The following is a 24,688-nucleotide window of genomic DNA, read 5'->3' as shown; positions in this document are numbered from 1 at the left end:
GGTGCGTGGGGCATCCGGCTCGGTGGGGTCCGTGTCGGGGTGGGGCGGTGTCGTGGGGGCTCCCCCCGGGCCACCCCGCTTGTTGATTGTCGGGCCTGCGTCCGGCGTCAAGGGCGCTCCCTCCGCTTCGCTGCGGGGGCGTCGCTGCGCGATGGGGCTTCGCCCCACCCTTGACTCCGGACTCCGGCCCGTGACAGACCGGCAGCTAAGGGTGGCCCAGGGGGAGCGGGCACCCTCCGGCAGGGCTACGGATGCAGAGCCCGGTCGACGGGGGGCCGACGACCGGAGCCGGGCATGCCCCGATAGCGGATGCCACCGGATGGCAGAGGGCCGGAGGCCGGTCCGGGGCCTGCTCCGATCGCGGATGGTCCCGGTTGACGGAGGGCCGGAGGTCGGTGCCGGGGCCTGCCCGGTAGGGCATGCCCCGGATGACGGGGGGCCGCGGGCCGGAGTTGGGCCTGCCCGGATCGCGGATGGTCCCGGTGGACGAGGGGCCGGAGGTCGGTGCCGGGGCCTACCCCGTTCGCGGACGCCCCGGCGGGCGGGGGCCGGAGCCCGGGATGGGGGCCTCTGGGTGCCGATGCGCCCGGCAGACGAGGGCGGCCCGGTGCTGGGCTGGGAGGTTTTCGTGGTGGACGTCGCGGGCTGGGGGCCAGTCGGGTCCGCTGGGCAGCGGTGGGTGTGCGTGGGTGAGCAAAAGTCGGGGCCGGTGGGCGTTTTAGATGGTTTTGGCGGGTGGGTTGCCGCGGGTTTCTCTCGGCGGCGTGCATGTAGGCCGTTTCTGGCTGCGAGTTCGGGGCCTCGGATGGGATTGTGCGTGCCGCGGGGCAAAAGTCGGAGCGCGTGGGCGTTTTGGGTGGGTTTGGTGGTGGGGTAGCCGCGAGTTTGTCCCGGTGGCGTGCATGTAGGCCGCTTCTGGCCGCGGATCCGGGGCCGCGGGGGTTCTGCGGGCGGATTTGCGCGTGTGGCGGAGCGAAACTCCGGCCCTGTGGGTGATTTGGTCTGATTTGGCGGCCTGTCGCGGTGAGTTTGTGCCGGTAGCCCGCATTCCGGGCCGGCGGGGTGGTGGCGTGCGTGGGTCGGGCGGGTTGGTGCGTCTGGCGGGGCGGAATATGGGCTTCGGGGCCTGGATCAGGCCGGACCGGGGGGTGTTACCGCGAGTTACGACCGGATTCCTCCGGTCGGCGCCCTACAGGGCAGGACTGCCGCTCCCTCCGCCCCGGCGCGGTGCCGGTCCGCGACTGGCATCGGCCCGACACCGGTATCCGGGCCCTCGCTGGCCAAGGCATCCGTAGTCGGGGGGAGGCCCGGCACCGGGCTGCCGTTCACGTCTTCCTGGGCATCCGCGATCGGGGCGGGCCCGGCTCCGGTCTCCGGACCTCCGTCTTCCGGGGCATCCGCAACCGGAGCAGGCCCGGCTACGGTCCCCGGCCCTCCGTCCGCCGGACCGCCCGCGATCAGGGCAGGCCCGGCGCGTTGGTCCGCCCCCGTCCGCCGCGGGCCGCCCGCGACCAGGGCAGGCCCGACTCCGGCCTCCGGCCCTCGTCTTCCAGGGCGCCCGCGATCGGGGCAAGCCCGGCTCCGGCGCCCCGGCCCCCGTCGGCCGGGCTCTGCATCCGTAGCTTCGGTCAACGGGTGCCCGCTCCCCCTGGGCCACCCTTAGCTGCCGGTCTGTCACGGGCCGGAGTCCGGGGTCAAGGGTGGGGCGAAGCCCCATCGCGCAGCGACGCCCCCGCAGCGAAGCGGAGGGGGCGCCCTTGACGCCGGACGCAGGCCCGACAATCAAAGAGCGGGGTGGCCCGGGGGGAGCCCCAACGACACCGCCCCACCCCGACACCGACCCCACCGCACCCGCCTCCGTCACGGACGGGCATCCACCCCGACGCGGGCGTCCACCCCGACGCGGGCGTCCACCCCGACGCGGGCACCCCCGTAGACCGGTCCACCGCACGTTCAACGCCCGCCCCGGCGCGTACCCCCCGATCCGCCTCGCGCGCACGACGTCCCCGCCGCCGGCGCCGGTGACCCGGGCTCTTTGTCAGTACGGGCGCATACCCTTGGGCGGGTGTGAGGGGACGTGCGGTTCTGGGCGCACAGAGGGTACCCCGGGCGCTGCCCTCACCGGCCCCTGGATACCGCCCCCGGATACCGTCCCCAGCCGAGACTCCCCAGCAGAGACCCCCGACACCCCCCGGGGCCCTCGCCGACACCCCCCCCGGCTGGTGCCGTTACAGCAGGTGGTCCGCCTTGCCGGCCTTGATGTCCCGGATCAGCGTGCGGAGTGCTTCCACTGAATGGGTGACCCGATCCTCCTCCCGGCCTGCCACGGCGATGTGCGCGTTGCCTTCCCCGTCGGTGCCTATGCGGAAGCACGAGTTGCCCTCGGCGCAGAAGGGGTCTTCCCACTCGATGGGGGTGGGCATGGGGTCTCTCCTCACAGTTGGCGGGCGATGCTGCGGATGCAGTCACGGGACTGTTCCGGCGGCAGGGCGACCTCTTCCATCTGGTCCAGCAGCGAACGGTACTTCGAGAGTTGTCCGTCCGCGTGAAGGAAGTCCGGACCGTGCGCGCTGTCGACCTGCACGGTGTCCAGCCGCGTGACCGGCCCGTAGGCGTAGAGGATGGTCTGGCCTGCCCCGGGGAACGCCCCGTGGCTGAACGGGATGACCTGGATGGTGACGTTCTCGCGTTCTGACATGTCGAGCAGATGGCGCAACTGAGCCTGTGCGACCCGCCGGCCGCCGAACTGCATGCGTAGTGCCGCCTCGTGGACGAGGGCGACGTAGTCGGGCCGCTGGTCGCCCACAAGCACCTCCTGGCGCTTCGCGCGATGAGCCAGTCTGAGGCCCACCTCATGCTCGGGTAGGGCTGGTACGGCGCTGCGGAAGATGGCCAGCGCGTGGTCAGAGGTTTGGAGCAGCCCCGGGATATGAACGGTGTTCGCGACACGCATCCGGGTCGCATGCGCCTCCAGCTCCGCGATGTCCAGCAGCCCGTGCGGGAGGCTGCCTCGGTACTGCTCCCACCAGCCCTTCGACTCGCGCATCGTCAGCTCGGCCAGGGCTTCGACGTACTTCTCGTCGGTGCAGTGGCAGTTGCAGGCCAGTGTCCGCAGCCGTTCCGCGCTGATGGTGCGCTGGCCCGACTCCATGTAGGAGATTTTTCCGCTGTCCAACCCCAGTAATCCGGCGGCATACGTGGTGGACATCCCTGCTGACGTACGGATCTTCCGCACCTCGGCGCCCAGGCGCTGCTGCCGCTGGGTCGGTGTCTTCCTGATGGCCATGTCCGCGCCTCCTGCGGTAAGGGGAGAACCTCCAAGAAGAGGTAGCAATTCTGCCAACCTATGACTACTCTCGGTTGTGCGCAAGGTACTCACAGCAACGCCGGAAGCGCACCGCGCGAGCATGCCCGCTCTCCCTGGGGCGGGTGTGCTCGCGCCCAGGGAGGCATGCCACCGGCACGTCAACGACCAACCCCGGCCCAGGAGTACGCCATGCCCCCACACCCCCGCCCGTCCGTCCCGACCCTCCCCGTCCGCTGGGCCTTTCCCGCCCACCCCCGCTCCGTCCCCCGCGCCCGGCAGGCCGTGCTCGATGCCCTGCCGGACCGGCACCGCCCCCGCCTCGGCGGCGACCTCCAGCTCCTCGCCTCCGAACTCGTCACCAACGCCGTCCGTCACGGCGCCCGCCCTGCCCGGGACCACCTCGTCGAACTCCTCCTCTGGCCCGCCGACGGCCACTACTGGCTCGCCGTCTCCGACTCCGGTCCCGGCACCCCCTCCCTCGCCGTGCCCGACTCCTCCGCCTGCGGGGGCCGGGGGCTTCTCCTCGTCGATGCCCTCTCCGCCGCCTGGGCCGTCGTCCCCCGGCACATCCGCGGCAAAGCCGTCGTCGCCGGGCTTCCGCTGGACGGCGACCGGTGACGTCGTACAGAGGTGAGGTGCAGGATGACGTCGTACGGGTGCGGGTGGAGGGCCGCCCCGTCGGATGGTGCCCGCGGGAAGTCGGAGGGCGCCCCTGAGGGACGGACACGGGTGGCCGGCCGGTGGGGGCCGGGCATGGCGCGTGCCGGCGTCCCGGGCATCCCGAGCGGGTACGGCTCCGGGAGCGACCCCGAGAACCCCCGGCCGCGCCAACCCGCGCGAGGCACACTGGAGGTCCGGTGGCGCCCCCCCGGTACGGGGCCGTCGCGACCCCGGAGCTCGTCCCGGGTCCTGCCCCGGAGCCCCGTCCCGAGCCCCGCTCTCGCGTCCGCCCCCGAGCCCTCGCCGCGCCACCCTCGTGGTATTTGCGCCGATTGGCGCGAGCCGAGCGCCGTGTGGCACACTATGCAGGTTGCTCGGCTGAGCGTCGATGCTGCGCGCCTCCCGCCGGGAGGACCGGAAGCGAGTCCCACGTATTCGTCGCCCCTCATCAGGGGCGGAAGTACGGGAATCTTCCGGGAAGCGTCAGCGGGGTGCAGGCCAGGGCACTCGGTGGGTTCTTCCCCCCTCTTCCTGCAAGGAAAACTCCTGCGGACCGCGGATCTCCGTGGACATCCGCGGGAGAGATGCTTTCGCGGGGAGAAATACGGGGAGGGTTGCGACACGCCCGACCGCGTGGGTCGGGGAACGGGTCCGCAGCGCAGCTCACCGGGCGCCGGAGCGCTACGAGAACAGGACTGCTGAGAAGCCATGGCGGGACAGAAGATCCGCATCCGGCTCAAGGCCTACGACCACGAGGTCATCGACTCCTCGGCGAAGAAGATCGTCGAGACGGTGACCCGCACTGGTGCGTCGGTCGCGGGCCCGGTGCCGCTGCCCACAGAGAAGAACGTGTACTGCGTCATCAAGTCGCCGCACAAGTACAAGGACTCGCGCGAGCATTTCGAGATGCGCACCCACAAGCGTCTGATCGACATCCTCGACCCGACCCCCAAGACCGTTGACTCGCTGATGCGCCTGGACCTTCCGGCCGGCGTCGACATCGAGATCAAGCTCTGAGAGGTCGCGAAGAGATGGCTAAGCAGATCAAGGGCGTCCTGGGCGAGAAGCTCGGCATGACCCAGGTCTGGGACGAGAACAACCGTGTCGTGCCCGTGACCGTGGTCAAGGCCGGCCCCTGTGTCGTCACCCAGATCCACACCGCAGACTCCGACGGCTACGACGCCGTCCAGATCGCCTTCGGCGAGATCGACCCGCGCAAGGTGAACAAGCCCCTCAAGGGCCACTTCGCCAAGGCCGACGTCACTCCCCGCCGCCACCTGGTGGAGATCCGCACCGCGGATGCCTCCGAGTACACCCTCGGCCAGGAGGTGACCGCCGAGACCTTCGAGGCCGGCGTGAAGGTCGACGTGACCGGCAAGAGCAAGGGCAAGGGCTTCGCCGGTGTCATGAAGCGCCACGGCTTCGCCGGCGGCAAGGCCAGCCACGGCGCCCACCGCGTGCACCGCAAGCCGGGCTCCATCGGCGGCTGTGCCACCCCGGGCCGCGTGTTCAAGGGCATGCGGATGGCCGGCCGGATGGGCAACCAGCGGGTCACCACCCAGAACCTGACCGTCCACGCCGTTGACGCGGAGAAGGGACTGCTGCTCATCAAGGGCGCCGTCCCCGGTCCGAACGGCGGCCTCGTCCTGGTCCGTAGTGCGGCCAAGGGGGCCTGAGGTAATGAGCACCGTTGACATCCTTTCGCCGGCGGGCGAGAAGGCCGGGACCGTCGAACTCCCCGCGGAGATCTTCGACGCGCAGGTCAGCATTCCGCTGATCCACCAGGTCGTCACCGCCCAGCTGGCCGCTGCCCGGCAGGGCACGCACAAAGTGAAGACCCGCGGCGAGGTCCGGGGCGGCGGCAAGAAGCCGTACCGCCAGAAGGGCACCGGCCGCGCCCGCCAGGGCTCGATCCGCGCCCCGCAGTTCGCGGGCGGCGGCGTCGTGCACGGCCCCGTGCCGCGCGACTACTCGCAGCGGACCCCGAAGAAGATGAAGGCCGCCGCGCTGCGCGGCGCCCTCTCGGACCGGGCGCGCCTCGGCCGGATCCACGTCGTCACCGGCGTGGTCGACGGCGAGGTCTCGACGAAGGCCGCCAAGACCCTCCTCGGCAAGGTCAGCGAGCGCAAGAACGTGCTGCTGGTCATCGAGCGGGACGACGAGCTGTCGCTGCTGTCCACCCGGAACCTGCCCGACGTGCACATCCTGGACGCCGGTCAGCTCAACACGTACGACGTGCTCGTCTCCGACGACGTGGTCTTCACCCAGGCCGCTTTCGAGCGGTTCGTGGCCGGCCCCGTCAAGGGCGGCGGCAAGAGCCAGTCTCCTGCCGACGAGGTCGAGCTCCAGAAGGCTGAAGGGAGCGACGCCTGATGGTCGACATGGACAAGACCGAGGCCGAGACCGCGGACGAGACGGCGACCGGGTTCACCGTCACCAGCAAGACCTACGACGACCCGCGTGACGTGCTGCTCAAGCCCGTCGTCTCGGAGAAGAGCTACGCACTGCTCGACGAGAACAAGTACACGTTCATCGTCGACCCGCGGGCGAACAAGACCCAGATCCGGCAGGCCGTGGAGAAGGTCTTCCAGGTCAAGGTCATCGGGGTCAACACGATCAACCGCCAGGGCAAGCGCAAGCGCACCCGCACCGGCTACGGCAAGCGCGCCGACACCAAGCGCGCCATCGTGACCGTCGCCGAGGGCGAGCGCATCGACATCTTCGGCGGCCCGGTCTCCTGACGGGGACCGACAGGGCTGTCCGTCACGGACGAGGACTGAAGAAATGGGTATCCGCAAGTACAAGCCGACGACTCCTGGCCGTCGTGGCGCCAGCGTCGCCGACTTCGTCGAGGTAACGCGGTCCACGCCGGAGAAGTCGCTGGTCCGCCCGCTGCACAGCAAGGGCGGCCGAAACAATTCCGGTCAAGTGACCGCCCGCCACCAGGGCGGTGGGCACAAGCGCGCCTTCCGCGTGATCGACTTCCGTCGGCACGACAAGGACGGCGTCCCCGCCAAGGTCGCGCACATCGAGTACGACCCGAACCGCACCGCGCGCATCGCGCTGCTGCACTACGCCGACGGCGAGAAGCGCTACATCCTCGCGCCGGCCGGCCTGAAGCAGGGCGACCGCGTCGAGAACGGTGCCGGCGCGGACATCAAGCCGGGCAACGCGATGCCGCTGCGCAACATCCCGGTCGGTACCGTCATCCACGCCATCGAGCTGAAGCCCGGCGGCGGCGCGAAGTTCGCCCGCTCCGCCGGTGCGCACGTGCAGCTCCTGGCGAAGGAGGGCCGCATGGCCCACCTGAGGATGCCGTCCGGCGAGATCCGGCTGGTCGACATCCGCTGCCGCGCCACCGTCGGCGAGGTCGGCAACGCCGAGCAGTCGAACATCAACTGGGGCAAGGCCGGCCGCATGCGCTGGAAGGGCGTGCGCCCGACCGTCCGCGGTGTCGTGATGAACCCGATCGACCACCCGCACGGCGGTGGCGAGGGCAGGACCTCCGGTGGTCGCCACCCGGTCTCGCCCTGGGGCCAGAAGGAAGGTCGTACGCGCTCCCCGAAGAAGGCGAGCAACAAGTACATCGTCCGCCGCCGCAAGACGAACAAGAAGCGCTAGGAGCGGGTGGAGTAGAGATGCCGCGCAGTCTGAAGAAGGGGCCCTTCGTCGACGACCACCTCATCAAGAAGGTGGACACGCAGAACGAAGCAGGCACCAAGAATGTCATCAAGACCTGGTCCCGCCGCTCGATGATCGTCCCGGCCATGCTGGGCCACACGATCGCGGTGCACGACGGCAAGAAGCACGTCCCGGTGTTCGTCACCGAGTCGATGGTCGGGCACAAGCTCGGCGAGTTCGCGCCTACCCGCACCTTCAAGGGCCACGTCAAGGACGACCGCAAGTCGCGTCGTCGCTGACCTGCGGAGTGCGAAGACCATGACTCACACCGAAGGGACAACCATGGAAGCCAGGGCCTCCGCGCGCTATGTGCGCGTCACGCCCATGAAGGCCCGCCGTGTGGTGGACCTCATCCGTGGCATGACTGCCACGGAGGCTCAGGCGGTCCTGCGTTTCGCCCCGCAGGCCGCGAGCGTGCCCGTCGGCAAGGTGCTGGACAGCGCCATCGCCAACGCGGCGCACAACTACGACCACACCGACGTCGACAGCCTCTTCGTCAAGGAGGCGTACGTCGACGAGGGCCCGACCTGGAAGCGGTTCCGGCCCCGCGCGCAGGGCCGGGCGTACCGGATCCGCAAGCGCACCAGCCACATCACGCTGGTCGTCGGCAGCAAGGAAGGGACCCGGTAATGGGCCAGAAGGTAAACCCGCACGGGTTCCGGCTCGGCATCACCACCGACTTCAAGTCGCGCTGGTATGCGGACAAGCTGTACAAGGACTACATCAAGGAAGACGTCGCCATCCGCCGGATGATGACGCAGGGCATGGAGCGCGCGGGCATCTCCAAGGTGGAGATCGAGCGCACCCGTGACCGCGTCCGCGTCGACATCCACACCGCCCGGCCGGGCATCGTCATCGGCCGCCGCGGTGCGGAGGCCGACCGGATCCGCGGTGACCTGGAGAAGCTCACCGGCAAGCAGGTGCAGCTCAACATCCTTGAGGTCAAGAACCCCGAGACCGACGCGCAGCTCGTGGCCCAGGCCGTCGCCGAGCAGCTCTCCTCGCGTGTCTCCTTCCGCCGGGCGATGCGCAAGAGCATGCAGTCCGCGATGAAGGCGGGCGCCAAGGGCATCAAGATCCAGTGCGGCGGGCGGCTCGGCGGCGCCGAGATGTCCCGCTCGGAGTTCTACCGCGAGGGCCGGGTCCCTCTGCACACCCTGCGCGCCAACGTCGACTACGGCTTCTTCGAGGCCCGTACGACCTTCGGCCGCATCGGCGTGAAGGTCTGGATCTACAAGGGCGACGTGAAGAACATCGCCGAGGTCCGCGCCGAGAACGCCGCGGCCCGCGCCGGCAACCGTCCCTCCCGTGGCGGCGGTGGCGGTGGCGACCGTCCGCGTCGCGGCGGCGAGCGCGGGGGCCGTGGCCGTCGTCCGCAGCGTGAGCAGCAGCAGGCTCCGGCTGCCGAAGCCCCCCGGGCCGAGGCCGCGAGCACCGCCGCCGCTCCCACTGCCGAAAGCACCGGAACGGAGGGCTGACCCCATGCTCATCCCTCGCAGGGTCAAGCACCGCAAGCAGCACCACCCCAAGCGCCGCGGTCTCGCCAAGGGCGGCACCGAGCTGGCGTTCGGCGACTACGGCATCCAGGCCGCCACGGCCGCGTATGTCACCAACCGGCAGATCGAGGCCGCGCGTATCGCCATGACGCGGCACATCAAGCGTGGCGGCAAGGTGTGGATCAACATCTACCCGGACCGTCCGCTGACCAAGAAGCCCGCCGAGACCCGCATGGGCTCCGGTAAGGGCTCGCCGGAGTGGTGGATCGCGAACGTCAAGCCCGGGCGCGTGATGTTCGAGCTGTCGTACCCGAACGAGAAGATCGCTCGTGAGGCGCTGACCCGCGCGGCTCACAAGCTTCCGATGAAGTGCCGGATCGTCCGGCGCGAGGGTGGTGAGTCGTGATGGCCGCCGGTACCAAGGCGACCGAGCTGCGTCAGCTCTCCAACGATGACCTCGTGGAGAAGCTGCGCGAGGCCAAGGAAGAGCTGTTCAACCTCCGCTTCCAGGCGGCGACCGGACAGCTCGAGAACCACGGCCGGCTGAAGGCCGTCCGCAAGGACATCGCCCGGATCTACACCCTGATGCGGGAGCGCGAGCTCGGCATTGACACGGTGGAGAGCGCCTCATGAGCGAGACGAATGTGACCGAAGAAGAGACCAAGACCGCGCGCGGCTTCCGCAAGACCCGCGAGGGCCTCGTCGTCAGCGACAAGATGGACAAGACCGTCGTCGTCGCCGTCGAGGACCGCGTCAAGCACGCGCTGTACGGCAAGGTCATCCGCCGTACGAACAAGCTCAAGGCGCACGACGAGCAGAACGCCTGCGGCGTCGGCGACCGTGTCCTCCTCATGGAGACCCGGCCGCTGTCGGCGACCAAGCGCTGGCGCGTCGTCGAGATCCTCGAGAAGGCCAAGTAAGTATTCCTGGGGGGAGCCCCCAGGACGGTTCCGCCAGGCTCGGCGGGGCGTACGCCCCGCCGGGAACCGGCAGACGATCAGGAGATAGACGTGATCCAGCAGGAGTCGCGACTCAAGGTCGCCGACAACACGGGTGCAAAGGAGATTCTTTGCATCCGTGTGCTCGGCGGATCGGGCCGCCGCTACGCGGGTATCGGTGACGTCGTCGTCGCCACCGTCAAGGATGCGATCCCCGGTGGCAATGTGAAGAAGGGCGACGTCGTCAAGGCGGTCGTCGTGCGCACCGTCAAGGAGCGCCGCCGGCCGGACGGTTCGTACATCCGCTTCGACGAGAACGCCGCCGTCATCCTCAAGACCGACGGCGACCCCCGCGGCACCCGTATCTTCGGCCCGGTCGGCCGTGAGCTGCGCGAGAAGAGGTTCATGAAGATCATCTCGCTCGCGCCGGAGGTGCTGTAGCACATGAAGATCAAGAAGGGCGACCTGGTTCAGGTCATCACCGGCAAGGACAGGGGCAAGCAGGGCAAGGTCATCGCGGCCTACCCGCGCGAGGACCGCGTCCTGGTCGAGGGTGTCAACCGGGTCAAGAAGCACACCAAGGCCGGCCAGACGGCCCGCGGGTCCAAGACCGGCGGGATCATCACGACCGAGGCCCCGATTCACGTCAGCAACGTTCAGTTGGTGGTGGAGAAGGACGGCCAGAAGGTCGTGACCCGGGTCGGCTACCGCTTCGACGACGAGGGCAACAAGATCCGCGTTGCCAAGCGGACGGGTGAGGACATCTGATGACTGCCACCACTGCGACCGCCGCGGGCACGCCCCCGCGCCTCAAGCAGCGCTACCGGGACGAGATCCAGGCCAAGCTGAAGGACCAGTTCTCGTACGAGAACGTCATGCAGATCCCCGGCCTGACCAAGATCGTGGTCAACATGGGCGTGGGCGACGCCGCGCGCGACTCCAAGCTGATCGAGGGTGCCATCAAGGACCTCGCCACGATCACCGGCCAGAAGCCGTCCGTGACCAAGGCCCGGAAGTCCATCGCGCAGTTCAAGCTGCGCGAGGGCATGCCGATCGGCGCTCACGTCACGCTCCGCGGCGACCGGATGTGGGAGTTCCTCGACCGGCTGCTGTCGCTCGCGCTGCCGCGCATCCGCGACTTCCGCGGCCTGTCGCCGAAGCAGTTCGACGGCCGGGGCAACTACACCTTCGGTCTCACGGAGCAGGTCATGTTCCACGAGATCGACCCTGACAAGATCGACCGGGTCCGGGGCATGGACATCACCGTGGTCACCACGGCGAGCAACGACGACGAGGGCCGCGCCCTGCTTCGTCTCCTCGGCTTCCCGTTCAAGGAGGCATGAGCCGTGGCAAAGAAGGCCCTGATCGCGAAGGCCGGCCGTAAGCCGAAGTTCAAGGTGCGCGGTTACACGCGCTGCCAGCGCTGCGGCCGTCCGCACTCCGTGTACCGCAAGTTCGGCCTGTGCCGCGTGTGCCTGCGTGAGATGGCGCACCGGGGCGAGCTGCCGGGCGTGACCAAGAGCTCCTGGTGATCCGCCGGATCACCGGGACGCTTTGACCGACTACTACGCCGTAGGTCCCCGCATCACACCCGTCCTCCAGGTGAGGGAGAGGGACGATGCAGACAGGAAACCGCGGCGAGAGAGGCCGAAGGCCATCACATGACCATGACCGATCCGATCGCAGACATGCTGACTCGTCTGCGGAACGCGAACTCGGCGTACCACGACACCGTGACGATGCCGCACAGCAAGATCAAGACGCACATCGCGGAGATCCTCCAGCAGGAGGGCTACATCAGCGGCTGGAAGACCGAGGAGGCCCGCGTGGGCCAGAGCCTCGTCCTGGAGCTGAAGTACGGCCCGAACCGCGAGCGCTCGATCGCGGGCATCAAGCGGATCTCGAAGCCGGGTCTGCGGGTCTACGCAAAGTCCACCAACCTGCCGAAGGTGCTCGGCGGCCTGGGCGTGGCGATCATCTCCACTTCCCACGGGCTGCTCACCGACAAGCAGGCAGGCAAGAAGGGCGTGGGCGGGGAAGTCCTCGCCTACGTCTGGTAACGGAAGGGAACGGAGGTAAAGCCATGTCGCGTATTGGCAAGCTGCCCATCCAGGTTCCCGCCGGCGTGGACGTCACCATCGATGGCCGTACGGTCAACGTGAAGGGTCCCAAGGGCTCCCTCTCGCACACCGTGGCAGCGCCCATCGACGTCGCCCGTGGCGACGACGGCGCGATCGTCGTCAGCCGCCCGAACGACGAGCGCAAGAGCCGGGCCCTGCACGGCCTGTCGCGCACGCTGGTGGCGAACATGGTCACCGGTGTGACCCAGGGTTACGTGAAGAAGCTGGAGATCAGCGGGGTCGGCTACCGCGTCCAGGCCAAGGGCTCCAACCTGGAGTTCTCGCTGGGCTACAGCCACCCGATCCTCATCGAGGCCCCCGAGGGCATCACCTTCAAGGTCGAGAACCCGACGCGCTTCAGCGTCGAGGGCATCGACAAGCAGAAGGTCGGCGAGGTCGCCGCGAAGATCCGCAAGCTGCGCAAGCCCGACCCGTACAAGGCCAAGGGCGTCAAGTACGAGGGCGAGTACATCCAGCGCAAGGTCGGAAAGGCGGGTAAGTAAGCCATGGCATACGGTGTGAAGATCGCCAAGGGCAGTGCCCGCAAGGCGGCCGCCGTCAAGCGCCGGCACATCCGGGTGCGGAAGAAGATTTCCGGTACGCCGGAGCGTCCCCGCCTGGTCGTGACCCGCTCGAACCGCCACATGGTCGCGCAGGTCGTCGACGACATCGCCGGCCACACGGTGGCCTCGGCCTCCTCGATGGACACGTCCATCCGCGGCGCCGAGGGCGACAAGACCGCGCAGGCCAAGCAGGTCGGCGCGCTGGTCGCCGAGCGGGCGAAGGCCGCCGGGATCGAGGCCGTGGTGTTCGACCGCGGTGGCAACAAGTACGCCGGGCGCATCGCCGCCCTGGCCGACGCCGCCCGCGATGCCGGGCTGAAGTTCTGAGAGAGGAAGACCAATGGCTGGACCCCAGCGCCGCGGTGGCGGCGCCGGCGGCGGCGAGCGGCGGGACCGGAAGGGCCGGGACGGCGGCGCTGCTGCCGACAAGACCGCGTATGTTGAGCGCGTTGTCGCGATCAACCGAGTCGCCAAGGTTGTGAAGGGTGGTCGTCGCTTCAGCTTCACCGCGCTGGTCGTGGTGGGCGACGGTGACGGCACCGTGGGTGTCGGGTACGGGAAGGCCAAGGAGGTGCCGGCCGCCATCGCCAAGGGTGTGGAGGAGGCCAAGAAGCACTTCTTCAAGGTCCCCCGGATCCAGGGCACCATCCCGCACCCGATCCAGGGTGAGGAGGCCGCGGGTGTCGTGCTGCTGAAGCCGGCGTCGCCCGGTACCGGTGTGATCGCCGGTGGCCCGGTGCGTGCCGTGCTGGAGTGCGCGGGCATCCACGACGTGCTGAGCAAGTCGCTCGGCTCGTCGAACCCGATCAACATCGTGCACGCCACGACGGCCGCACTGAGGGGCCTGCAGCGCCCCGAGGAGATCGCCGCCCGTCGTGGTCTGCCGCTGGAGGACGTGGCGCCCGCCGCTATGCTGCGCGCCCGCGCAGGGGTGAGTGGCTGATGGCACAGCTCAAGATCACCCAGAGCAAGTCCTACATCGGGAGCAAGCAGAACCACCGGGACACGCTGCGTACGCTCGGCCTGCGCCGGCTGCACGACAGCGTGGTCCGCGATGACAGTCCCCAGGTGCGCGGCATGGTGCACACCGTCCGCCACCTGGTGACGGTCGAGGAGGTCGACTGACATGGCCGTCCAGGACGCGGCGGAGCAGAAGCCGCTGAAGATCCACAACCTGCGGCCGGCCCCGGGTGCCAAGAAGCCGAAGACCCGTGTGGGTCGAGGCGAGGCGTCCAAGGGCAAGACCGCGGGCCGTGGCACCAAGGGCACCAAGGCCCGCTACCAGGTGCCGGAGCGCTTTGAGGGCGGGCAGATGCCGCTGCACATGCGGCTGCCGAAGCTCAAGGGCTTCAAGAACCCCGCGCGCAAGGTGTACCAGGTGGTGAACCTGGACAAACTGGCCGAGCTGTACCCCGAGGGTGGCGAGGTCACGGTGGCCGATCTGGTCGCCAAGGGCGCGGTCCGCAAGAACGAGCTGGTGAAGGTGCTGGGCAACGGGGACGTCTCCGTGGCGCTGCAGGTGGCCGTCGACAAGGTCTCCGGCTCCGCCCGCGAGAAGATCACCGCGGCCGGTGGCTCCGTCACCGAGCGCGTCTGAGTGTGACGAGTAACCGGGGATGTCCCGCATGGGCATCCCCGGTTGGTCGTTCCACGGCAGCCGCACCCCCCGGTAAGGTGGCGTGCACTGTCCTTTCCCGCGCGGGCGTACGCCTGCGGGGGACGTCTACCGACCATCCGCTGAACAAATGACCCGTCAGCCCTCGTGATGAAGCATGGGGGCCCGCAGGAGGCACCGTGCTCACCGCGTTCGCCCGGGCGTTCAAGACACCCGACCTGCGCAAGAAGCTGCTGTTCGTGCTGGGCATCATCGTGATCTACCGGCTCGGTGCGCAGGTTCCCGTCCCCGGAACCGATTACCAGGCCGTGCAGCAATGCATGGACGAGGCCAACGCCAACCAGGGCCTGTTCGGCCTGGTCAACATGTTCAGCGGTGGGGCCCTCCTGCAGATCACCATCTTCGCGCTGGGGATCATGCCGTACATCACGGCGAGCATCATCCTGCAGTTGCTGACGGTGGTGATCCCGCGGCTGGAGGCCCTGAAGAAGGAGGGCCAGTCCGGCACCGCGAAGATCACACAGTACACGCGCTACCTGACCGTCGCCCTCGCTGTCCTGCAGGGCACCGGCCTGGTCGCCACGGCGCGCAGCGGCTCGCTCTTCCCGCAGTGTCAGGTCAACGACCAGATCATCCCCGACGACTCGATCTTCATCATCATCACGATGGTGATCTGCATGACCGCGGGCACCGCGATGGTCATGTGGCTCGGTGAGCTGATCACCGACCGCGGCATCGGCAACGGCATGTCGATGCTGATGTTCATCTCGATCGCCGCCGGCTTCCCCGGCGCCCTGTGGAACATCAAGCAGTCCGGCAAGATCATCGACGGCTGGGGCGAGTTCATCGTCGTCATCGCGCTCGGCCTGGCGATGGTCGGCCTGGTGGTCTTCGTCGAGCAGGCGCAGCGCCGCATCCCGGTGCAGTACGCGAAGCGCATGATCGGCCGCCGCTCCTACGGCGGCACCTCGACGTACATCCCGCTGAAGGTCAACCAGGCGGGCGTCATCCCGGTGATCTTCGCTTCCTCGCTGCTCTACATCCCCGCCCTGATCGTGCAGTTCACCGGCTCCACGTCCGGCTGGGCCCAGTGGATCGAGGAGAACTTCGTCACCGGCGATCACCCGGTGTACATCATCACGTACTTCCTCATGATCGTGTTCTTCGCGTTCTTCTACGTGGCGATCACGTTCAACCCGGAGGAAGTCGCCGACAACATGAAGAAGTACGGTGGCTTCATCCCGGGCATCCGGGCCGGCCGTCCCACCGCGGAGTACCTGAGCTACGTACTCAACCGGATCACCTGGCCGGGCTCGCTCTATCTGGGTCTGATCGCACTGGTACCGACAGTGGCGTTGGTGCTGTTCAACGCGAACCAGAACTTCCCCTTCGGCGGCACGAGCATCCTGATCATCGTGGGTGTCGGGCTCGAAACGGTGAAGCAGATCGAGAGCAAGTTGCAGCAGCATCACTACGAAGGGTTCCTCCGCTGATGCGAATCGTCCTCGTCGGGCCCCCCGGTGCGGGCAAGGGCACGCAGGCCGCCCTGCTCGCCGAGAACCTGTCGATCCCGCACGTCTCCACCGGCGACCTCTTCCGTGCCAACATCAGCAAGGGCACGGAGCTGGGCCGGGAAGCGAAGGCGTACATGGAGGCGGGCAACCTGGTGCCGGACGAGGTAACCGTGGCGATGGCCTGGGACCGCATGAAGCAGCCCGACGCCGCGGGCGGCTTCCTGCTGGACGGCTTTCCGCGGAACGTGGCGCAGGCGGTGGCGCTCGACGGGCTGCTGAAGGAGGCCGGGCTCGAACTCGACGCCGTGCTCGACCTGGAGGTGCCCGAGGACGAGGTCGTCAAGCGCATCGCCGGCCGGCGGATCTGCCGTAACGACAGCAGCCACGTGTTCCACGTCACGTACTCCCCGCCGAAGCGCGAGGGCGTGTGCGACGTCTGCGGCGGCGAGCTGTACCAGCGCGACGACGACGACGAGGACACCGTCCGCCGCCGGCTGGAGGTCTACCACGAGGAGACCGAGCCGATCATCGACTACTTCAAGGCCCAGGGCCTGGTGACCACGATCTCGGCGCTCGGCCCCGTGGCCGAGGTCACCCGGCGGGCGATGGAGGCGCTGCCCGCGGAGAGGTCCTGAGCCGCCGTCCTGGCCGCGACCACCCGGCCGGTCCCCGTCCGCGGGGGCCGGCCGTCGCGGTTCCACGGCCCCGTACGGCGCCCGCACGGCCCGGGTACGCTCCGGGGCGCACCCGGAGGGGGACGGCCCTTCCGCGGCCCCTCCACGGCCCTTGTGGCACCCTTGTACGTCCGGCCGTACCGGTCCCCGCCCGGCGGGCCGGGGCGGGCACATATCGTGGACGGGGGAGACGTCCCCCGCCGGCCCCAGGAGGCAGCACCCGTCATGGTGGAGATCAAGACCCCCGAACAGATCGCGAAGATGCGGGCCGCCGGCCTCGTCGTCGCGGCCATGCACCAGGCGTGCGCCGCCGCCGCCGTGCCCGGGGCCACCACGAAGGAGCTCGACGAGATCGCCGCCAAGGTGCTCGCCGACCACGGCGCCAAGCCGAACTTCCTGGGGTACGGGGGCTTCCCCGGCAACATCTGCACGTCGGTCAACGACGTCGTCGTCCACGGCATCCCGGACCGCGAGACCGTGCTGCGCGAGGGCGACGTGATCTCCATCGACGCCGGCGCCATCGTCGACGGCTGGCACGCGGACGCCGCCATCACGGCCTTCGTCGGCTCCGGTCACGCGGCGGAGCTGCACGAGCTGAGCCGGGTGACCGAGGAGTCCATGTGGGCCGGCATCGCGGCCGTGCGCAAGGGCAACCGGCTCGTGGACATCTCCGCGGCCATCGAGGGCTACATCCGCCGCCAGCCGCGCCCGGCCTCCGGCAAGTACGGCATCGTCGAGGACTACGGGGGCCACGGCATCGGCTCGCAGATGCACATGGACCCGCACCTGCTGAACTACGTCGACCGGCGCCGCGGGCGCGGGCCCAGGCTCGTCCCGGGCTTCTGCATCGCGATCGAGCCCATGGTCAGCCTCGGCACCCCGCGCACGCACGTGCTGGCCGACGAGTGGACGGTCAAGACGGACGACGGAAGCTGGTCGAGCCACTGGGAGCACTCCGTGGCTCTCACCGAGGACGGCCCGCTGGTGCTGACGGCCCCCGACGGCGGCCGGGAGAAGCTGGCCGGGTACGGGATAGCCGTGGCGCCGGACCCGCTGGGCTGAGGCGGCCGGCGCCCCGCCCCGTCCGCCCCGCAGTGCGCTTAATGATCTTGTGGAGCGGGCACACTCCCGATTTCGCCTTTCCGGCGCGGTCGCGTAGGATGGCTCGTCGGTCCCCGTGCACTCGTGTGCCCGGGGACATCCAGGTAGCCGAATCCGGAAGGTGAAGCGCTCAAGCATGGCCAAAAAACAAGGGGCCATCGAGATCGAGGGCACCGTCGTCGAGTCTCTGCCGAACGCGATGTTCAAGGTGGAGCTCCAGAACGGGCACCAGGTCCTCGCGCACATCAGCGGCAAGATGCGGATGCACTACATCCGTATCCTTCCCGACGACAGGGTCGTGGTGGAGCTGTCTCCGTACGACCTGACGCGCGGACGGATCGTCTACCGCTACAAGTAGATCTTGCTTCGTCCCGCTCCCGTGGGGCGGGGCACCGACCCGGAGAACCTCCAGACACATGAAGGTCAAGCCGAGCGTCAAGAAGATCTGCGACAAGTGCAAGGTGATCCGCCGTCACGGGCGGGTCATGGTCATCTGCGAAAACCTGCGCCACAAGCAGCGCCAGGGCTGACGTACGCCGACCCACCGCCTCGCACCGCTCGCAGTTCCTCGCGCGACGCAACAAGCGAACACACATTCAAGCAGTCACCCGACCCCCACGAACGTGTGTGGGACGACACCCCCGGCTCGGAGGCCGGGGACCCGGCTCGTAGCCAAATACGGGAACGGTGCTGCGGAAGACCTCCGACGAGACACAGGAGCCATTAATGGCACGCGTTGCAGGTGTCGATATCCCGCGCGAGAAGCGCGTGGAGGTCGCCCTCACCTACGTGTTCGGCATCGGCCGGACGCTCTCTCAGCAGACGCTGGCCGCCACCGGGGTGAACCCCGACACGCGCGTCCGTGATCTGACCGAGGAAGAGCTGGTCAAGATCCGCGAATTCGTGGACAACAACCTCAGGACCGAGGGTGACCTCCGCCGCGAGATCCAGGCGGACATCCGGCGCAAGGTCGAGATCGGCTGCTACCAGGGCCTGCGGCACCGCCGCGGACTGCCCGTCCACGGTCAGCGCACCTCGACCAATGCCCGCACCCGCAAGGGTCCGCGTCGCGCCATCGCCGGCAAGAAGAAGCCGGGCAAGAAGTAGTCCGCAGCGGTCCGCTCCATGCGCCCGCATCGCTGCAGGACCGACCACCTCCACGGGAGATAACACCGAATGCCTCCGAAGAGCCGAGCGGCAGGGGCCAAGAAGGTCCGCCGCAAGGAGAAGAAGAACGTGGCCCATGGCCACGCCCACATCAAGAGCACGTTCAACAACACGATCATCTCGATCACCGACCCGTCCGGGAACGTGATCTCGTGGGCCTCCGCCGGCCATGTCGGCTTCAAGGGCTCGCGCAAGTCGACGCCCTTCGCCGCCCAGATGGCCGCCGAGTCCGCCGCCCGCCGCGCCCAGGAGCACGGCATGCGCAAGGTCGACGTCTTCGTGAAGGGTCCCGGCTCCGGCCGTGAGACCGCGATCCGCTCCCTCCAGGCCACCGGCCTCGAGGTCGGGTCCATCCAGGACGTCACCCCCACCCCGCACAACGGCTGCCGCCCGCCGAAGCGCCGCCGGGTCTGAGAAGCGAAGTAGGAGACGACAAGACATGGCGCGTTACACCGGGGCCGACTGCAAGCGTTGCCGTCGGGAGAAGCAGAAGCTCTTCCTCAAGGGAGCCAAGTGCGAGAGCGCTAAGTGCCCGATCGAGATCCGTCCTTACCCCCCGGGTGAGCACGGGCGCGGGCGCACCAAGGACAGCGAGTACCTGCTGCAGAAGCGCGAGAAGCAGAAGTGCGCGCGCATCTACGGGGTGCTGGAGAAGCAGTTCCGCGGTTACTACAACGAGGCCAACCGGCAGTCCGGCAAGACCGGCGAGAACCTGCTGCGCATCCTCGAAACGCGGCTGGACAACGTGGTCTACCGGGCCGGCTTCGCCAAGTCCCGCGACCACGCCCGCCAGCTCGTCCGGCACGGCCACATCACGGTCAACGGGCGCAAGACCGACATCCCGTCGGCCCGCGTCGTGCCGAACGACATCATCGAGGTCCGCGAGTCCTCCAGGAACCTGACCCCGTTCGCGGTGGCGCAGGCGGAGGCCGGCGACAGGACCGTCCCGGCCTGGCTGGAGGCGATCCCGTCGAACCTGCGGATCCTCGTGCACAGCCTGCCCGAGCGTCAGGTGATCGACACCCAGGTGCAGGAGCAGCTCATCGTCGAGCTCTACTCGAAGTAAATCTTCGGGCGGTGCTCGCCGGTACGGGCGGTATGGCGCGTTTGCGCCGTGCCGCCCGTACCCTGGTCGGTACAGCGGGCGTCAAATAGCGGGCGCCCACGACTGAAGGAACATCTACATGCTGATCGCTCAGCGTCCCTCTCTCACCGAAGAGGTCGTCGAGGAGTACCGCTCCCGGTTCGTCATCGAGCCGCTGGAGCCCGGCTTCGGCTACACCCTCGGCAACTCTCTGCGTCGTACGCTCCTCTCCTCGATCCCGGGTGCGGCTGTCACCAACATCCGGATCGACGGCGTTCTGCACGAGTTCACCACCGTGCCGGGCGTCAAGGAGGACGTCACCGACATCATCCTCAACATCAAGCAGCTCGTCATCTCCTCCGAGCACGACGAGCCCGTCGTGATGTACCTGCGCAAGCAGGGCCCGGGCGTGGTGACCGCCGCCGACATCGCCCCGCCGGCCGGCGTCGAGGTGCACAACCCGGACCTGGTCCTGGCCACGCTCAACGGCAAGGGCAAGCTGGAGATGGAGCTGACCGTCGAGCGCGGTCGCGGCTACGTCTCCGCCGTGCAGAACAAGCAGGTCGGACAGGAGATCGGCCGGATCCCGGTCGACTCCATCTACTCGCCGGTGCTCAAGGTCAGCTACAAGGTCGAGGCGACCCGTGTCGAGCAGCGCACGGACTTCGACAAGCTGATCGTCGACATCGAGTCCAAGCCGTGCATGCGCCCGCGTGACGCGGTGGCCTCCGCCGGCAAGACCCTGGTCGAGCTCTTCGGCCTGGCCCGCGAGCTGAACATCGACGCCGAGGGCATCGACATGGGCCCGTCCCCGACGGACGCCGCCCTGGCCGCGGATCTGGCGCTGCCGATCGAGGAGCTGGAGCTCACGGTCCGCTCGTACAACTGCCTCAAGCGCGAGGGCATCCACTCGGTGGGCGAGCTGGTGGCCCGCTCCGAGGCGGACCTCCTCGACATCCGCAACTTCGGCGCCAAGTCGATCGACGAGGTCAAGGCGAAGCTGGCCGGCATGGGCCTGGCCCTGAAGGACAGCCCGCCCGGATTCGACCCGACCTCCGCCGCCGACACCTTCGGCGCCGACGACGACGCCGACGCGGGCTTCGTCGAGACCGAGCAGTACTGAAGTCCCGGGGGGCGCCTCGCCCCCCGGACCCCGATCACCGGTACCTGATACGGCCGGTGCGGTAAAGGAGAAACACCATGCCGAAGCCCACCAAGGGCGCCCGACTGGGCGGCGGCGCGGCGCACGAGCGCGCTATGCTGCGGAACCTGGCCACCGCTCTCTTCGAGCACGGTCGCATCACGACGACCGAGGCCAAGGCCCGCAGGCTGCGTCCGTACGCCGAGCGGCTGGTGACCAAGGCGAAGAAGGGCGACCTTCACAACCGCCGGCAGGTCATGCAGCTCATCTCGGACAAGAGCGTCGTGCACACGCTGTTCACCGAGATCGGTCCGCGGTACGAGAACCGCCCGGGCGGCTACACCCGGATCACCAAGATCGGCAACCGTCGCGGCGACAACGCCAGGATGGCGGTCATCGAGCTGGTCGAGGCGCTGACCGTGCAGCAGGAAGCGGTCGGGGAGGCCGAGGCGGCGACGAAGCGCTCCGCGAAGGACGTGGCGGGCGACGAAGCGGCGGCGGGTCTGAAGAAGGACGCCGACGCCGCCGAGGCGGACGCCACCGGGGCCGAGGCAGCCGAGGCCGAGGCGGGCGAGGCCGCCGAGGACAAGGACGCCAAGGACGCCTGACCCGCGTTGTGTGCATGACGACGGGCCCGTTCCCTCCCGGGGGAGCGGGCCCGTCGCGCTGAGAGGATCTGGGCAGTGAGTGACGAGGTGGCGGCCGGATACGTACGCGTGCGGCTCGACCTGTCGTACGACGGGAGCGGCTTCTCCGGCTGGGCGCGGCAGCGCGAGGGACAGCGGACGGTGCAGGAGGAGCTGGAGACCGCGCTGCGAGTCGTCCTGCGGGCGCCCGGGCCGTACGAGCTGACGGTGGCCGGCCGCACGGACGCGGGGGTGCACGCGCGGGGGCAGGTGGCGCACGTCGACCTGCCGGCGGAGCTGTGGGCGGCGCAGGGGGAGAACGGAGAACAGCTTCTGCGACGGCTGGCCGGACGACTGCCGCACGATGTCCGTGTGTGGCGGGTGACGGCCGCACCACCGCACTTCAACGCCCGCTTCTCGGCGATCTGGCGCCGCTACGTCTACCGCGTCGGGGACGACCCGGGCGGCGTCGACCCGCTCCTGCGCGGCCACGTGCTGTGGCACAACCGGCCGCTCGACGTCTCCGCGATGAACGCGGCGGCGGAGCGGCTGCTCGGGGAGCACGACTTCGCGGCGTTCTGCAAGCGCCGGGAGGGGGCGACGACGATCCGGCGGCTGCTGGAGCTGCGGTGGGAGCGGCGGGCGGACGGGGTGCTGGAGGCGACGGTGAAGGCGGACGCCTTCTGCCACAACATGGTGCGGGCGCTGGTCGGCGCGATGCTCTTCGTCGGCGACGGGCACCGGGAGCCGGAGTGGGTGGGCCGGGTGCTGGGGGCGGCGGTACGGGACTCCGCGGTGCAGGTCGTGCGCCCGCACGGGCTGACGCTGGAGGAGGTGGGGTACCCGGCGCCGGGCGACCTGGCGGCCCGCAACCTGACCGCCCGCCGGCTCCGCACCCTGCCCCTGACGTAAGGGCCGGCCCCTGCCCGCCGCGGGGGCTCCGGGCCTCCGCCGCGGCCTACCTCGCCGCGAACACCTCTCTGAACCCGTCCCGCCACGACGGGTGTCCCGGCCGCCACCCCAGCTCGCTCTTCGCCTTGTCGTTCGCCGCCCCCCTGCCCTCCGTCATCACCGTCGCCACCCACGGCCCCGCCGCGAGGCGCGCCAGCCACAGCGGCACCCGCCGCGGCGGCGGGGCGCCCATCGACGCCGCCAGCCGCGGCAGCCACTCCCGCTGCGCCGCCGGGTCGTCGTCGGTGACGTTGTAGATGCCGGGCGTGCCCCGTTCGACGGCCGCGGCCGTGGCCTCCGCGGCGTCGTCGATGTGGACCAGCGACATCATCCCCTCGCCGTTGCCCACCACCGGCAGGCGCCGTTTGCGCACCATCTCCGCCTGCTCGCCGCGGGGGTGGAGGGAGGTGCCGGGGCCGTAGAAGCCGCCGTAGCGCAGGACGATGCCCTCGATGCCGGGGGCGCCGGTGACCGCGTCCTCCAGGTGCTTGAGGGCGGCGAGGGACATCTCGGCGCCGGGGGGCGGGGAGGTTTCGAGCGGGTCCTCCTCGGTCTTGACCCTGCCGCCCTCGCGCGCGTACGGCCAGCCGGCGAAGCTCTGCGCGATGAACCGGCGGGTGCCGGCCTCCGTGGCTGCCGCCAGCAGGTTGTCGGTGCCCTCGGTGCGCAGCCGGTTGGTGCCGGCGAAGGTGGCGTCGAGGCGGCGGAGGTCGCGGGCGCGCATGTCGACGCCGTTGGACAGGGCGGTGGCCTCGTGGACGATCACTTCGGGGGCGGCGTTCGCCACGGCATCCCGTACGGCCGCCGCGTCGAGCACGTCGAGCACCACCGGCTCCGCCCCCGCCGCGCGCAGCCGCTCGGTCTTCGCCTCGCTCGTCGTGGTGCCGGTGACGGTGTGCCCGGCGGCGGTGAGCAGGGGGACCAGCCTGCTGCCCAGGGCGCCCGTGGCGCCGATGACCAGGATCTTCATGGCCCCAGGCGATCACCGCGCGCGCCGGTGCACCATGGGGATTGCGCCGTTCGGCGGCTGTCCGTCCCCCGAAAGACGGGGCGGCGCTACTGCTCGGTCGACTCCAGGGCCTGCGCCCGGCCGCGGTCCATGATGCGGCGGTAGACGTAGGCGCCGGTGTCCCGTACGGCCTGGCTCGTCGGGCCGTCGTCGGCGGTGACGGCCTTGCCGCTGGCGTAGCCGGCGATGGTGAAGTAGGCGTAGCGGCCGAGGGTGTTGCTCGTCAGCCGGCAGGCGGTGGCGCGGCAGAACTCGGGTACGCCCCGGCCGGGCAGCGACTCCAGGTTGCCGTTGGCCTGCTCGGCGGTGCGGGCCGCCGGGCCCTCGTCGGCGAAGACGGCGACGCCGACGGTGACCGCGGTGCCCTCGCGGGTGAACGTGGCGCGCAGCAGCCGGTCGCAGCCGTTGGCGGTGAGGATCTTGCCGAGCTTGGTGGAGGCGCCGGAGGCGCACTTGGCGGTGCTGTCGGTGGCCCGGCGCTCGTAGGTGTGGCCGCTGACGGTGATCGTGGCGTTGGGGAAGAAGCTGTCGACGGTCAGCGGGGCCGTGTCCTTGTCCGCGGAGGCGATGAACTCCTTGGGGTCCGGCGGCGGGGCCACCGACGAGAACGACGGGGTGCCCTTCGCGCTCTCGCTCCCCGCGCCGGATATCCGGTCCTTCGACGCGCTGCTCGACGGGTCGTCGTCGCCGCCGGAGGTGGTGACGACCGCCGCGGCGACGGCACCCGCTATCACGACCGTGGCCAGCGCCCCGCCGACGATCGTCAGCAGCCGCCGCTTGCGGCGCCGCTCGGCCGCCGCGGCGTCGGCGAGCGCACTCCAGTCGGGCGCGGGCCCGCCGGATCCCGGCGGACCGAAGCCCGATCCCTGCCCCCCGGGGCCGCCGTAGCCGCCCCCCTGCCCGAAGCTCATGGCGGGCATCTTAACCGGGTCCGCCGTCACCCGGACGGCGGTGTCGGGGCGTGGGCCTCCGCCGCGGCGGGGGCCGGGGGGCGTACGGGGACGGATCCGGCCCGCGCCGTGCGGAAAACCCGTTTCGCCG

Annotated in this window: 37 protein-coding genes; 33 read left to right on the top strand and 4 right to left on the bottom strand. The window is 69.7% G+C overall.

The window, feature by feature from the left end:
- Positions 1-2,228: 2,228 nt before the first annotated feature.
- Positions 2,229-2,423 (bottom strand): hypothetical protein, encoded by a 195-nt coding sequence (locus I003_RS0114765; RefSeq protein WP_027772229.1) that lies wholly within the window; start codon positions 2,421-2,423, stop codon positions 2,229-2,231.
- Positions 2,424-2,434: 11 nt separating this feature from the next.
- The gene (locus I003_RS0114760; RefSeq protein WP_027772228.1) at positions 2,435-3,286 is read right to left on the bottom strand and encodes a Scr1 family TA system antitoxin-like transcriptional regulator; all 852 of its coding nucleotides are present in this window, start codon (positions 3,284-3,286) and stop codon (positions 2,435-2,437) included.
- A 210-nt stretch (positions 3,287-3,496) separates the two neighbouring features.
- On the opposite strand from I003_RS0114760, the gene I003_RS0114755 reads away from it, so the two are divergent.
- The 33 genes from I003_RS0114755 (at position 3,497) to truA (ending at position 22,599) form a co-directional block, all read left to right on the top strand.
- A complete protein-coding gene (locus I003_RS0114755; RefSeq protein ID WP_027772227.1) occupies positions 3,497-3,925 on the top strand; it encodes an ATP-binding protein in 429 nt (142 codons plus the stop codon).
- A gap of 750 nt (positions 3,926-4,675) precedes the next feature.
- Positions 4,676-4,984, top strand: a complete 309-nt coding sequence (gene rpsJ, locus I003_RS0114750) for a 30S ribosomal protein S10 (protein WP_003948644.1) — start codon at positions 4,676-4,678, stop codon at positions 4,982-4,984.
- Between the two features lie 14 nt (positions 4,985-4,998).
- The gene (gene rplC, locus I003_RS0114745; protein ID WP_027772226.1) at positions 4,999-5,643 is read left to right on the top strand and encodes a 50S ribosomal protein L3; all 645 of its coding nucleotides are present in this window, start codon (positions 4,999-5,001) and stop codon (positions 5,641-5,643) included.
- A 4-nt stretch (positions 5,644-5,647) separates the two neighbouring features.
- A complete protein-coding gene (gene rplD, locus I003_RS0114740; protein ID WP_027772225.1) occupies positions 5,648-6,340 on the top strand; it encodes a 50S ribosomal protein L4 in 693 nt (230 codons plus the stop codon).
- Complete coding sequence (gene rplW / locus I003_RS0114735; RefSeq protein ID WP_027772224.1) at positions 6,340-6,708, top strand: 50S ribosomal protein L23; 369 nt, start codon at positions 6,340-6,342, stop codon at positions 6,706-6,708. The genes rplD and rplW overlap by 1 nt, the downstream gene beginning before the upstream one ends.
- Before the next feature lie 43 nt (positions 6,709-6,751).
- A complete protein-coding gene (gene rplB / locus I003_RS0114730; RefSeq protein WP_027772223.1) occupies positions 6,752-7,588 on the top strand; it encodes a 50S ribosomal protein L2 in 837 nt (278 codons plus the stop codon).
- A gap of 17 nt (positions 7,589-7,605) precedes the next feature.
- Positions 7,606-7,887, top strand: coding sequence for a 30S ribosomal protein S19 (rpsS, locus tag I003_RS0114725; protein WP_027772222.1), 282 nt, complete (start codon positions 7,606-7,608; stop codon positions 7,885-7,887).
- 43 nt (positions 7,888-7,930) lie between these two features.
- Positions 7,931-8,278 carry a 50S ribosomal protein L22 gene (gene rplV, locus I003_RS0114720; protein WP_027772221.1) on the top strand — a complete coding sequence of 116 codons (348 nt, stop codon included), beginning with the start codon at positions 7,931-7,933 and terminating at the stop codon, positions 8,276-8,278.
- Positions 8,278-9,126 carry a 30S ribosomal protein S3 gene (gene rpsC / locus I003_RS0114715; RefSeq protein ID WP_027772220.1) on the top strand — a complete coding sequence of 283 codons (849 nt, stop codon included), beginning with the start codon at positions 8,278-8,280 and terminating at the stop codon, positions 9,124-9,126. Before rplV ends, rpsC begins: the two co-directional genes overlap by 1 nt.
- Positions 9,127-9,130: 4 nt before the next feature.
- On the top strand, positions 9,131-9,550 hold the full coding sequence (gene rplP, locus I003_RS0114710; protein ID WP_018834841.1) for a 50S ribosomal protein L16: 420 nt from the start codon (positions 9,131-9,133) through the stop codon (positions 9,548-9,550).
- A complete protein-coding gene (gene rpmC / locus I003_RS0114705) occupies positions 9,550-9,777 on the top strand; it encodes a 50S ribosomal protein L29 (protein WP_027772219.1) in 228 nt (75 codons plus the stop codon). The genes rplP and rpmC overlap by 1 nt, the downstream gene beginning before the upstream one ends.
- Positions 9,774-10,064, top strand: coding sequence for a 30S ribosomal protein S17 (gene rpsQ, locus I003_RS0114700; RefSeq protein WP_027772218.1), 291 nt, complete (start codon positions 9,774-9,776; stop codon positions 10,062-10,064). The genes rpmC and rpsQ overlap by 4 nt, the downstream gene beginning before the upstream one ends.
- Positions 10,065-10,154: 90 nt before the next feature.
- The gene (rplN, locus tag I003_RS0114695; RefSeq protein ID WP_027772217.1) at positions 10,155-10,523 is read left to right on the top strand and encodes a 50S ribosomal protein L14; all 369 of its coding nucleotides are present in this window, start codon (positions 10,155-10,157) and stop codon (positions 10,521-10,523) included.
- Between the two features lie 3 nt (positions 10,524-10,526).
- Complete coding sequence (gene rplX / locus I003_RS0114690; protein WP_027772216.1) at positions 10,527-10,850, top strand: 50S ribosomal protein L24; 324 nt, start codon at positions 10,527-10,529, stop codon at positions 10,848-10,850.
- Positions 10,850-11,425 (top strand): 50S ribosomal protein L5, encoded by a 576-nt coding sequence (rplE, locus tag I003_RS0114685; RefSeq protein ID WP_027772215.1) that lies wholly within the window; start codon positions 10,850-10,852, stop codon positions 11,423-11,425. The genes rplX and rplE overlap by 1 nt, the downstream gene beginning before the upstream one ends.
- 3 nt (positions 11,426-11,428) lie before the next feature.
- Positions 11,429-11,614 (top strand): type Z 30S ribosomal protein S14, encoded by a 186-nt coding sequence (locus tag I003_RS0114680; RefSeq protein WP_018834835.1) that lies wholly within the window; start codon positions 11,429-11,431, stop codon positions 11,612-11,614.
- A gap of 129 nt (positions 11,615-11,743) precedes the next feature.
- Positions 11,744-12,142: a 30S ribosomal protein S8 gene (gene rpsH / locus I003_RS0114675; protein WP_018834834.1), complete on the top strand. Its 399-nt coding sequence runs from the start codon at positions 11,744-11,746 to the stop codon at positions 12,140-12,142.
- A gap of 23 nt (positions 12,143-12,165) precedes the next feature.
- Entirely contained in the window at positions 12,166-12,705 is a 540-nt protein-coding gene (rplF, locus tag I003_RS0114670) for a 50S ribosomal protein L6 (protein ID WP_027772214.1), read from the top strand.
- Positions 12,706-12,708: 3 nt separating this feature from the next.
- Positions 12,709-13,092 (top strand): 50S ribosomal protein L18, encoded by a 384-nt coding sequence (gene rplR / locus I003_RS0114665; RefSeq protein ID WP_027772213.1) that lies wholly within the window; start codon positions 12,709-12,711, stop codon positions 13,090-13,092.
- A gap of 13 nt (positions 13,093-13,105) precedes the next feature.
- A complete protein-coding gene (gene rpsE, locus I003_RS0114660; RefSeq protein ID WP_027772212.1) occupies positions 13,106-13,708 on the top strand; it encodes a 30S ribosomal protein S5 in 603 nt (200 codons plus the stop codon).
- On the top strand, positions 13,708-13,890 hold the full coding sequence (gene rpmD, locus I003_RS0114655; RefSeq protein WP_018834830.1) for a 50S ribosomal protein L30: 183 nt from the start codon (positions 13,708-13,710) through the stop codon (positions 13,888-13,890). The genes rpsE and rpmD overlap by 1 nt, the downstream gene beginning before the upstream one ends.
- A 1-nt stretch (position 13,891) precedes the next feature.
- Positions 13,892-14,362 (top strand): 50S ribosomal protein L15, encoded by a 471-nt coding sequence (gene rplO / locus I003_RS0114650; protein ID WP_018834829.1) that lies wholly within the window; start codon positions 13,892-13,894, stop codon positions 14,360-14,362.
- Positions 14,363-14,559: 197 nt separating this feature from the next.
- Positions 14,560-15,873, top strand: a complete 1,314-nt coding sequence (gene secY, locus I003_RS0114645) for a preprotein translocase subunit SecY (RefSeq protein WP_027772211.1) — start codon at positions 14,560-14,562, stop codon at positions 15,871-15,873.
- Positions 15,873-16,529: an adenylate kinase gene (locus tag I003_RS0114640; RefSeq protein WP_027772210.1), complete on the top strand. Its 657-nt coding sequence runs from the start codon at positions 15,873-15,875 to the stop codon at positions 16,527-16,529. The genes secY and I003_RS0114640 overlap by 1 nt, the downstream gene beginning before the upstream one ends.
- 264 nt (positions 16,530-16,793) lie before the next feature.
- Positions 16,794-17,630, top strand: a complete 837-nt coding sequence (map, locus tag I003_RS0114635) for a type I methionyl aminopeptidase (protein ID WP_027772209.1) — start codon at positions 16,794-16,796, stop codon at positions 17,628-17,630.
- A gap of 175 nt (positions 17,631-17,805) precedes the next feature.
- The gene (infA, locus tag I003_RS0114630) at positions 17,806-18,027 is read left to right on the top strand and encodes a translation initiation factor IF-1 (RefSeq protein ID WP_003948620.1); all 222 of its coding nucleotides are present in this window, start codon (positions 17,806-17,808) and stop codon (positions 18,025-18,027) included.
- Between the two features lie 58 nt (positions 18,028-18,085).
- Positions 18,086-18,199, top strand: a complete 114-nt coding sequence (gene rpmJ, locus I003_RS0114625; protein ID WP_009740505.1) for a 50S ribosomal protein L36 — start codon at positions 18,086-18,088, stop codon at positions 18,197-18,199.
- Between the two features lie 196 nt (positions 18,200-18,395).
- Complete coding sequence (gene rpsM, locus I003_RS0114620) at positions 18,396-18,776, top strand: 30S ribosomal protein S13 (RefSeq protein WP_027772208.1); 381 nt, start codon at positions 18,396-18,398, stop codon at positions 18,774-18,776.
- A gap of 69 nt (positions 18,777-18,845) precedes the next feature.
- Entirely contained in the window at positions 18,846-19,250 is a 405-nt protein-coding gene (gene rpsK, locus I003_RS0114615) for a 30S ribosomal protein S11 (RefSeq protein WP_018834824.1), read from the top strand.
- Between the two features lie 25 nt (positions 19,251-19,275).
- The gene (rpsD, locus tag I003_RS0114610; RefSeq protein ID WP_018842032.1) at positions 19,276-19,902 is read left to right on the top strand and encodes a 30S ribosomal protein S4; all 627 of its coding nucleotides are present in this window, start codon (positions 19,276-19,278) and stop codon (positions 19,900-19,902) included.
- Between the two features lie 118 nt (positions 19,903-20,020).
- Complete coding sequence (locus I003_RS0114605) at positions 20,021-21,043, top strand: DNA-directed RNA polymerase subunit alpha (protein WP_027772207.1); 1,023 nt, start codon at positions 20,021-20,023, stop codon at positions 21,041-21,043.
- 77 nt (positions 21,044-21,120) lie between these two features.
- Positions 21,121-21,669 (top strand): 50S ribosomal protein L17, encoded by a 549-nt coding sequence (gene rplQ / locus I003_RS0114600; protein WP_027772206.1) that lies wholly within the window; start codon positions 21,121-21,123, stop codon positions 21,667-21,669.
- A 75-nt stretch (positions 21,670-21,744) separates the two neighbouring features.
- A complete protein-coding gene (gene truA, locus I003_RS0114595; protein ID WP_027772205.1) occupies positions 21,745-22,599 on the top strand; it encodes a tRNA pseudouridine(38-40) synthase TruA in 855 nt (284 codons plus the stop codon).
- 46 nt (positions 22,600-22,645) lie between these two features.
- On the opposite strand, the gene I003_RS0114590 is transcribed toward truA, so the two are convergent.
- Both I003_RS0114590 and I003_RS0114585 read right to left on the bottom strand, forming a co-directional pair.
- On the bottom strand, positions 22,646-23,608 hold the full coding sequence (locus I003_RS0114590; protein ID WP_027772204.1) for an NAD-dependent epimerase/dehydratase family protein: 963 nt from the start codon (positions 23,606-23,608) through the stop codon (positions 22,646-22,648).
- A gap of 86 nt (positions 23,609-23,694) precedes the next feature.
- On the bottom strand, positions 23,695-24,558 hold the full coding sequence (locus I003_RS0114585) for a hypothetical protein (RefSeq protein WP_027772203.1): 864 nt from the start codon (positions 24,556-24,558) through the stop codon (positions 23,695-23,697).
- Positions 24,559-24,688 lie beyond the last annotated feature (130 nt).

It is taken from the genome of Streptomyces sp. CNQ329 (assembly GCF_000482585.1).
The sequence above is the reverse complement of the archived record's forward strand: the minus strand, read 5'-3'. Positions and strand labels throughout refer to the sequence as shown.

What these genes read in the sequence shown, in the direction of transcription:
- rpsE (WP_027772212.1), top strand. Translation starts at nt 13,106, where the DNA reads ATGGCTGGACCCCAGCGCCGCGGTGGCGGCGCCGGCGGCGGCGAGCGG.
- I003_RS0114640 (WP_027772210.1), top strand. Translation starts at nt 15,873, where the DNA reads ATGCGAATCGTCCTCGTCGGGCCCCCCGGTGCGGGCAAGGGCACGCAG.
- rplV (WP_027772221.1), top strand. Translation starts at nt 7,931, where the DNA reads ATGGAAGCCAGGGCCTCCGCGCGCTATGTGCGCGTCACGCCCATGAAG.
- map (WP_027772209.1), top strand. Translation starts at nt 16,794, where the DNA reads ATGGTGGAGATCAAGACCCCCGAACAGATCGCGAAGATGCGGGCCGCC.
- rpsK (WP_018834824.1), top strand. Translation starts at nt 18,846, where the DNA reads ATGCCTCCGAAGAGCCGAGCGGCAGGGGCCAAGAAGGTCCGCCGCAAG.
- rplW (WP_027772224.1), top strand. Translation starts at nt 6,340, where the DNA reads ATGGTCGACATGGACAAGACCGAGGCCGAGACCGCGGACGAGACGGCG.
- rplD (WP_027772225.1), top strand. Translation starts at nt 5,648, where the DNA reads ATGAGCACCGTTGACATCCTTTCGCCGGCGGGCGAGAAGGCCGGGACC.
- infA (WP_003948620.1), top strand. Translation starts at nt 17,806, where the DNA reads ATGGCCAAAAAACAAGGGGCCATCGAGATCGAGGGCACCGTCGTCGAG.
- rplF (WP_027772214.1), top strand. Translation starts at nt 12,166, where the DNA reads ATGTCGCGTATTGGCAAGCTGCCCATCCAGGTTCCCGCCGGCGTGGAC.
- rpsD (WP_018842032.1), top strand. Translation starts at nt 19,276, where the DNA reads ATGGCGCGTTACACCGGGGCCGACTGCAAGCGTTGCCGTCGGGAGAAG.
- I003_RS0114605 (WP_027772207.1), top strand. Translation starts at nt 20,021, where the DNA reads ATGCTGATCGCTCAGCGTCCCTCTCTCACCGAAGAGGTCGTCGAGGAG.
- rplP (WP_018834841.1), top strand. Translation starts at nt 9,131, where the DNA reads ATGCTCATCCCTCGCAGGGTCAAGCACCGCAAGCAGCACCACCCCAAG.
- I003_RS0114760 (WP_027772228.1), bottom strand. Translation starts at nt 3,286, where the DNA reads ATGGCCATCAGGAAGACACCGACCCAGCGGCAGCAGCGCCTGGGCGCC.
- rplO (WP_018834829.1), top strand. Translation starts at nt 13,892, where the DNA reads ATGGCCGTCCAGGACGCGGCGGAGCAGAAGCCGCTGAAGATCCACAAC.
- rplR (WP_027772213.1), top strand. Translation starts at nt 12,709, where the DNA reads ATGGCATACGGTGTGAAGATCGCCAAGGGCAGTGCCCGCAAGGCGGCC.
- rplQ (WP_027772206.1), top strand. Translation starts at nt 21,121, where the DNA reads ATGCCGAAGCCCACCAAGGGCGCCCGACTGGGCGGCGGCGCGGCGCAC.
- rpmC (WP_027772219.1), top strand. Translation starts at nt 9,550, where the DNA reads ATGGCCGCCGGTACCAAGGCGACCGAGCTGCGTCAGCTCTCCAACGAT.
- rplC (WP_027772226.1), top strand. Translation starts at nt 4,999, where the DNA reads ATGGCTAAGCAGATCAAGGGCGTCCTGGGCGAGAAGCTCGGCATGACC.
- I003_RS0114585 (WP_027772203.1), bottom strand. Translation starts at nt 24,558, where the DNA reads ATGAGCTTCGGGCAGGGGGGCGGCTACGGCGGCCCCGGGGGGCAGGGA.
- I003_RS0114755 (WP_027772227.1), top strand. Translation starts at nt 3,497, where the DNA reads ATGCCCCCACACCCCCGCCCGTCCGTCCCGACCCTCCCCGTCCGCTGG.
- rpmJ (WP_009740505.1), top strand. Translation starts at nt 18,086, where the DNA reads ATGAAGGTCAAGCCGAGCGTCAAGAAGATCTGCGACAAGTGCAAGGTG.
- rpsQ (WP_027772218.1), top strand. Translation starts at nt 9,774, where the DNA reads ATGAGCGAGACGAATGTGACCGAAGAAGAGACCAAGACCGCGCGCGGC.
- I003_RS0114590 (WP_027772204.1), bottom strand. Translation starts at nt 23,608, where the DNA reads ATGAAGATCCTGGTCATCGGCGCCACGGGCGCCCTGGGCAGCAGGCTG.
- rplE (WP_027772215.1), top strand. Translation starts at nt 10,850, where the DNA reads ATGACTGCCACCACTGCGACCGCCGCGGGCACGCCCCCGCGCCTCAAG.
- rpsS (WP_027772222.1), top strand. Translation starts at nt 7,606, where the DNA reads ATGCCGCGCAGTCTGAAGAAGGGGCCCTTCGTCGACGACCACCTCATC.
- rpsJ (WP_003948644.1), top strand. Translation starts at nt 4,676, where the DNA reads ATGGCGGGACAGAAGATCCGCATCCGGCTCAAGGCCTACGACCACGAG.
- rpsC (WP_027772220.1), top strand. Translation starts at nt 8,278, where the DNA reads ATGGGCCAGAAGGTAAACCCGCACGGGTTCCGGCTCGGCATCACCACC.
- I003_RS0114765 (WP_027772229.1), bottom strand. Translation starts at nt 2,423, where the DNA reads ATGCCCACCCCCATCGAGTGGGAAGACCCCTTCTGCGCCGAGGGCAAC.
- rplX (WP_027772216.1), top strand. Translation starts at nt 10,527, where the DNA reads ATGAAGATCAAGAAGGGCGACCTGGTTCAGGTCATCACCGGCAAGGAC.
- rplB (WP_027772223.1), top strand. Translation starts at nt 6,752, where the DNA reads ATGGGTATCCGCAAGTACAAGCCGACGACTCCTGGCCGTCGTGGCGCC.
- rpsH (WP_018834834.1), top strand. Translation starts at nt 11,744, where the DNA reads ATGACCATGACCGATCCGATCGCAGACATGCTGACTCGTCTGCGGAAC.
- rpmD (WP_018834830.1), top strand. Translation starts at nt 13,708, where the DNA reads ATGGCACAGCTCAAGATCACCCAGAGCAAGTCCTACATCGGGAGCAAG.
- rpsM (WP_027772208.1), top strand. Translation starts at nt 18,396, where the DNA reads ATGGCACGCGTTGCAGGTGTCGATATCCCGCGCGAGAAGCGCGTGGAG.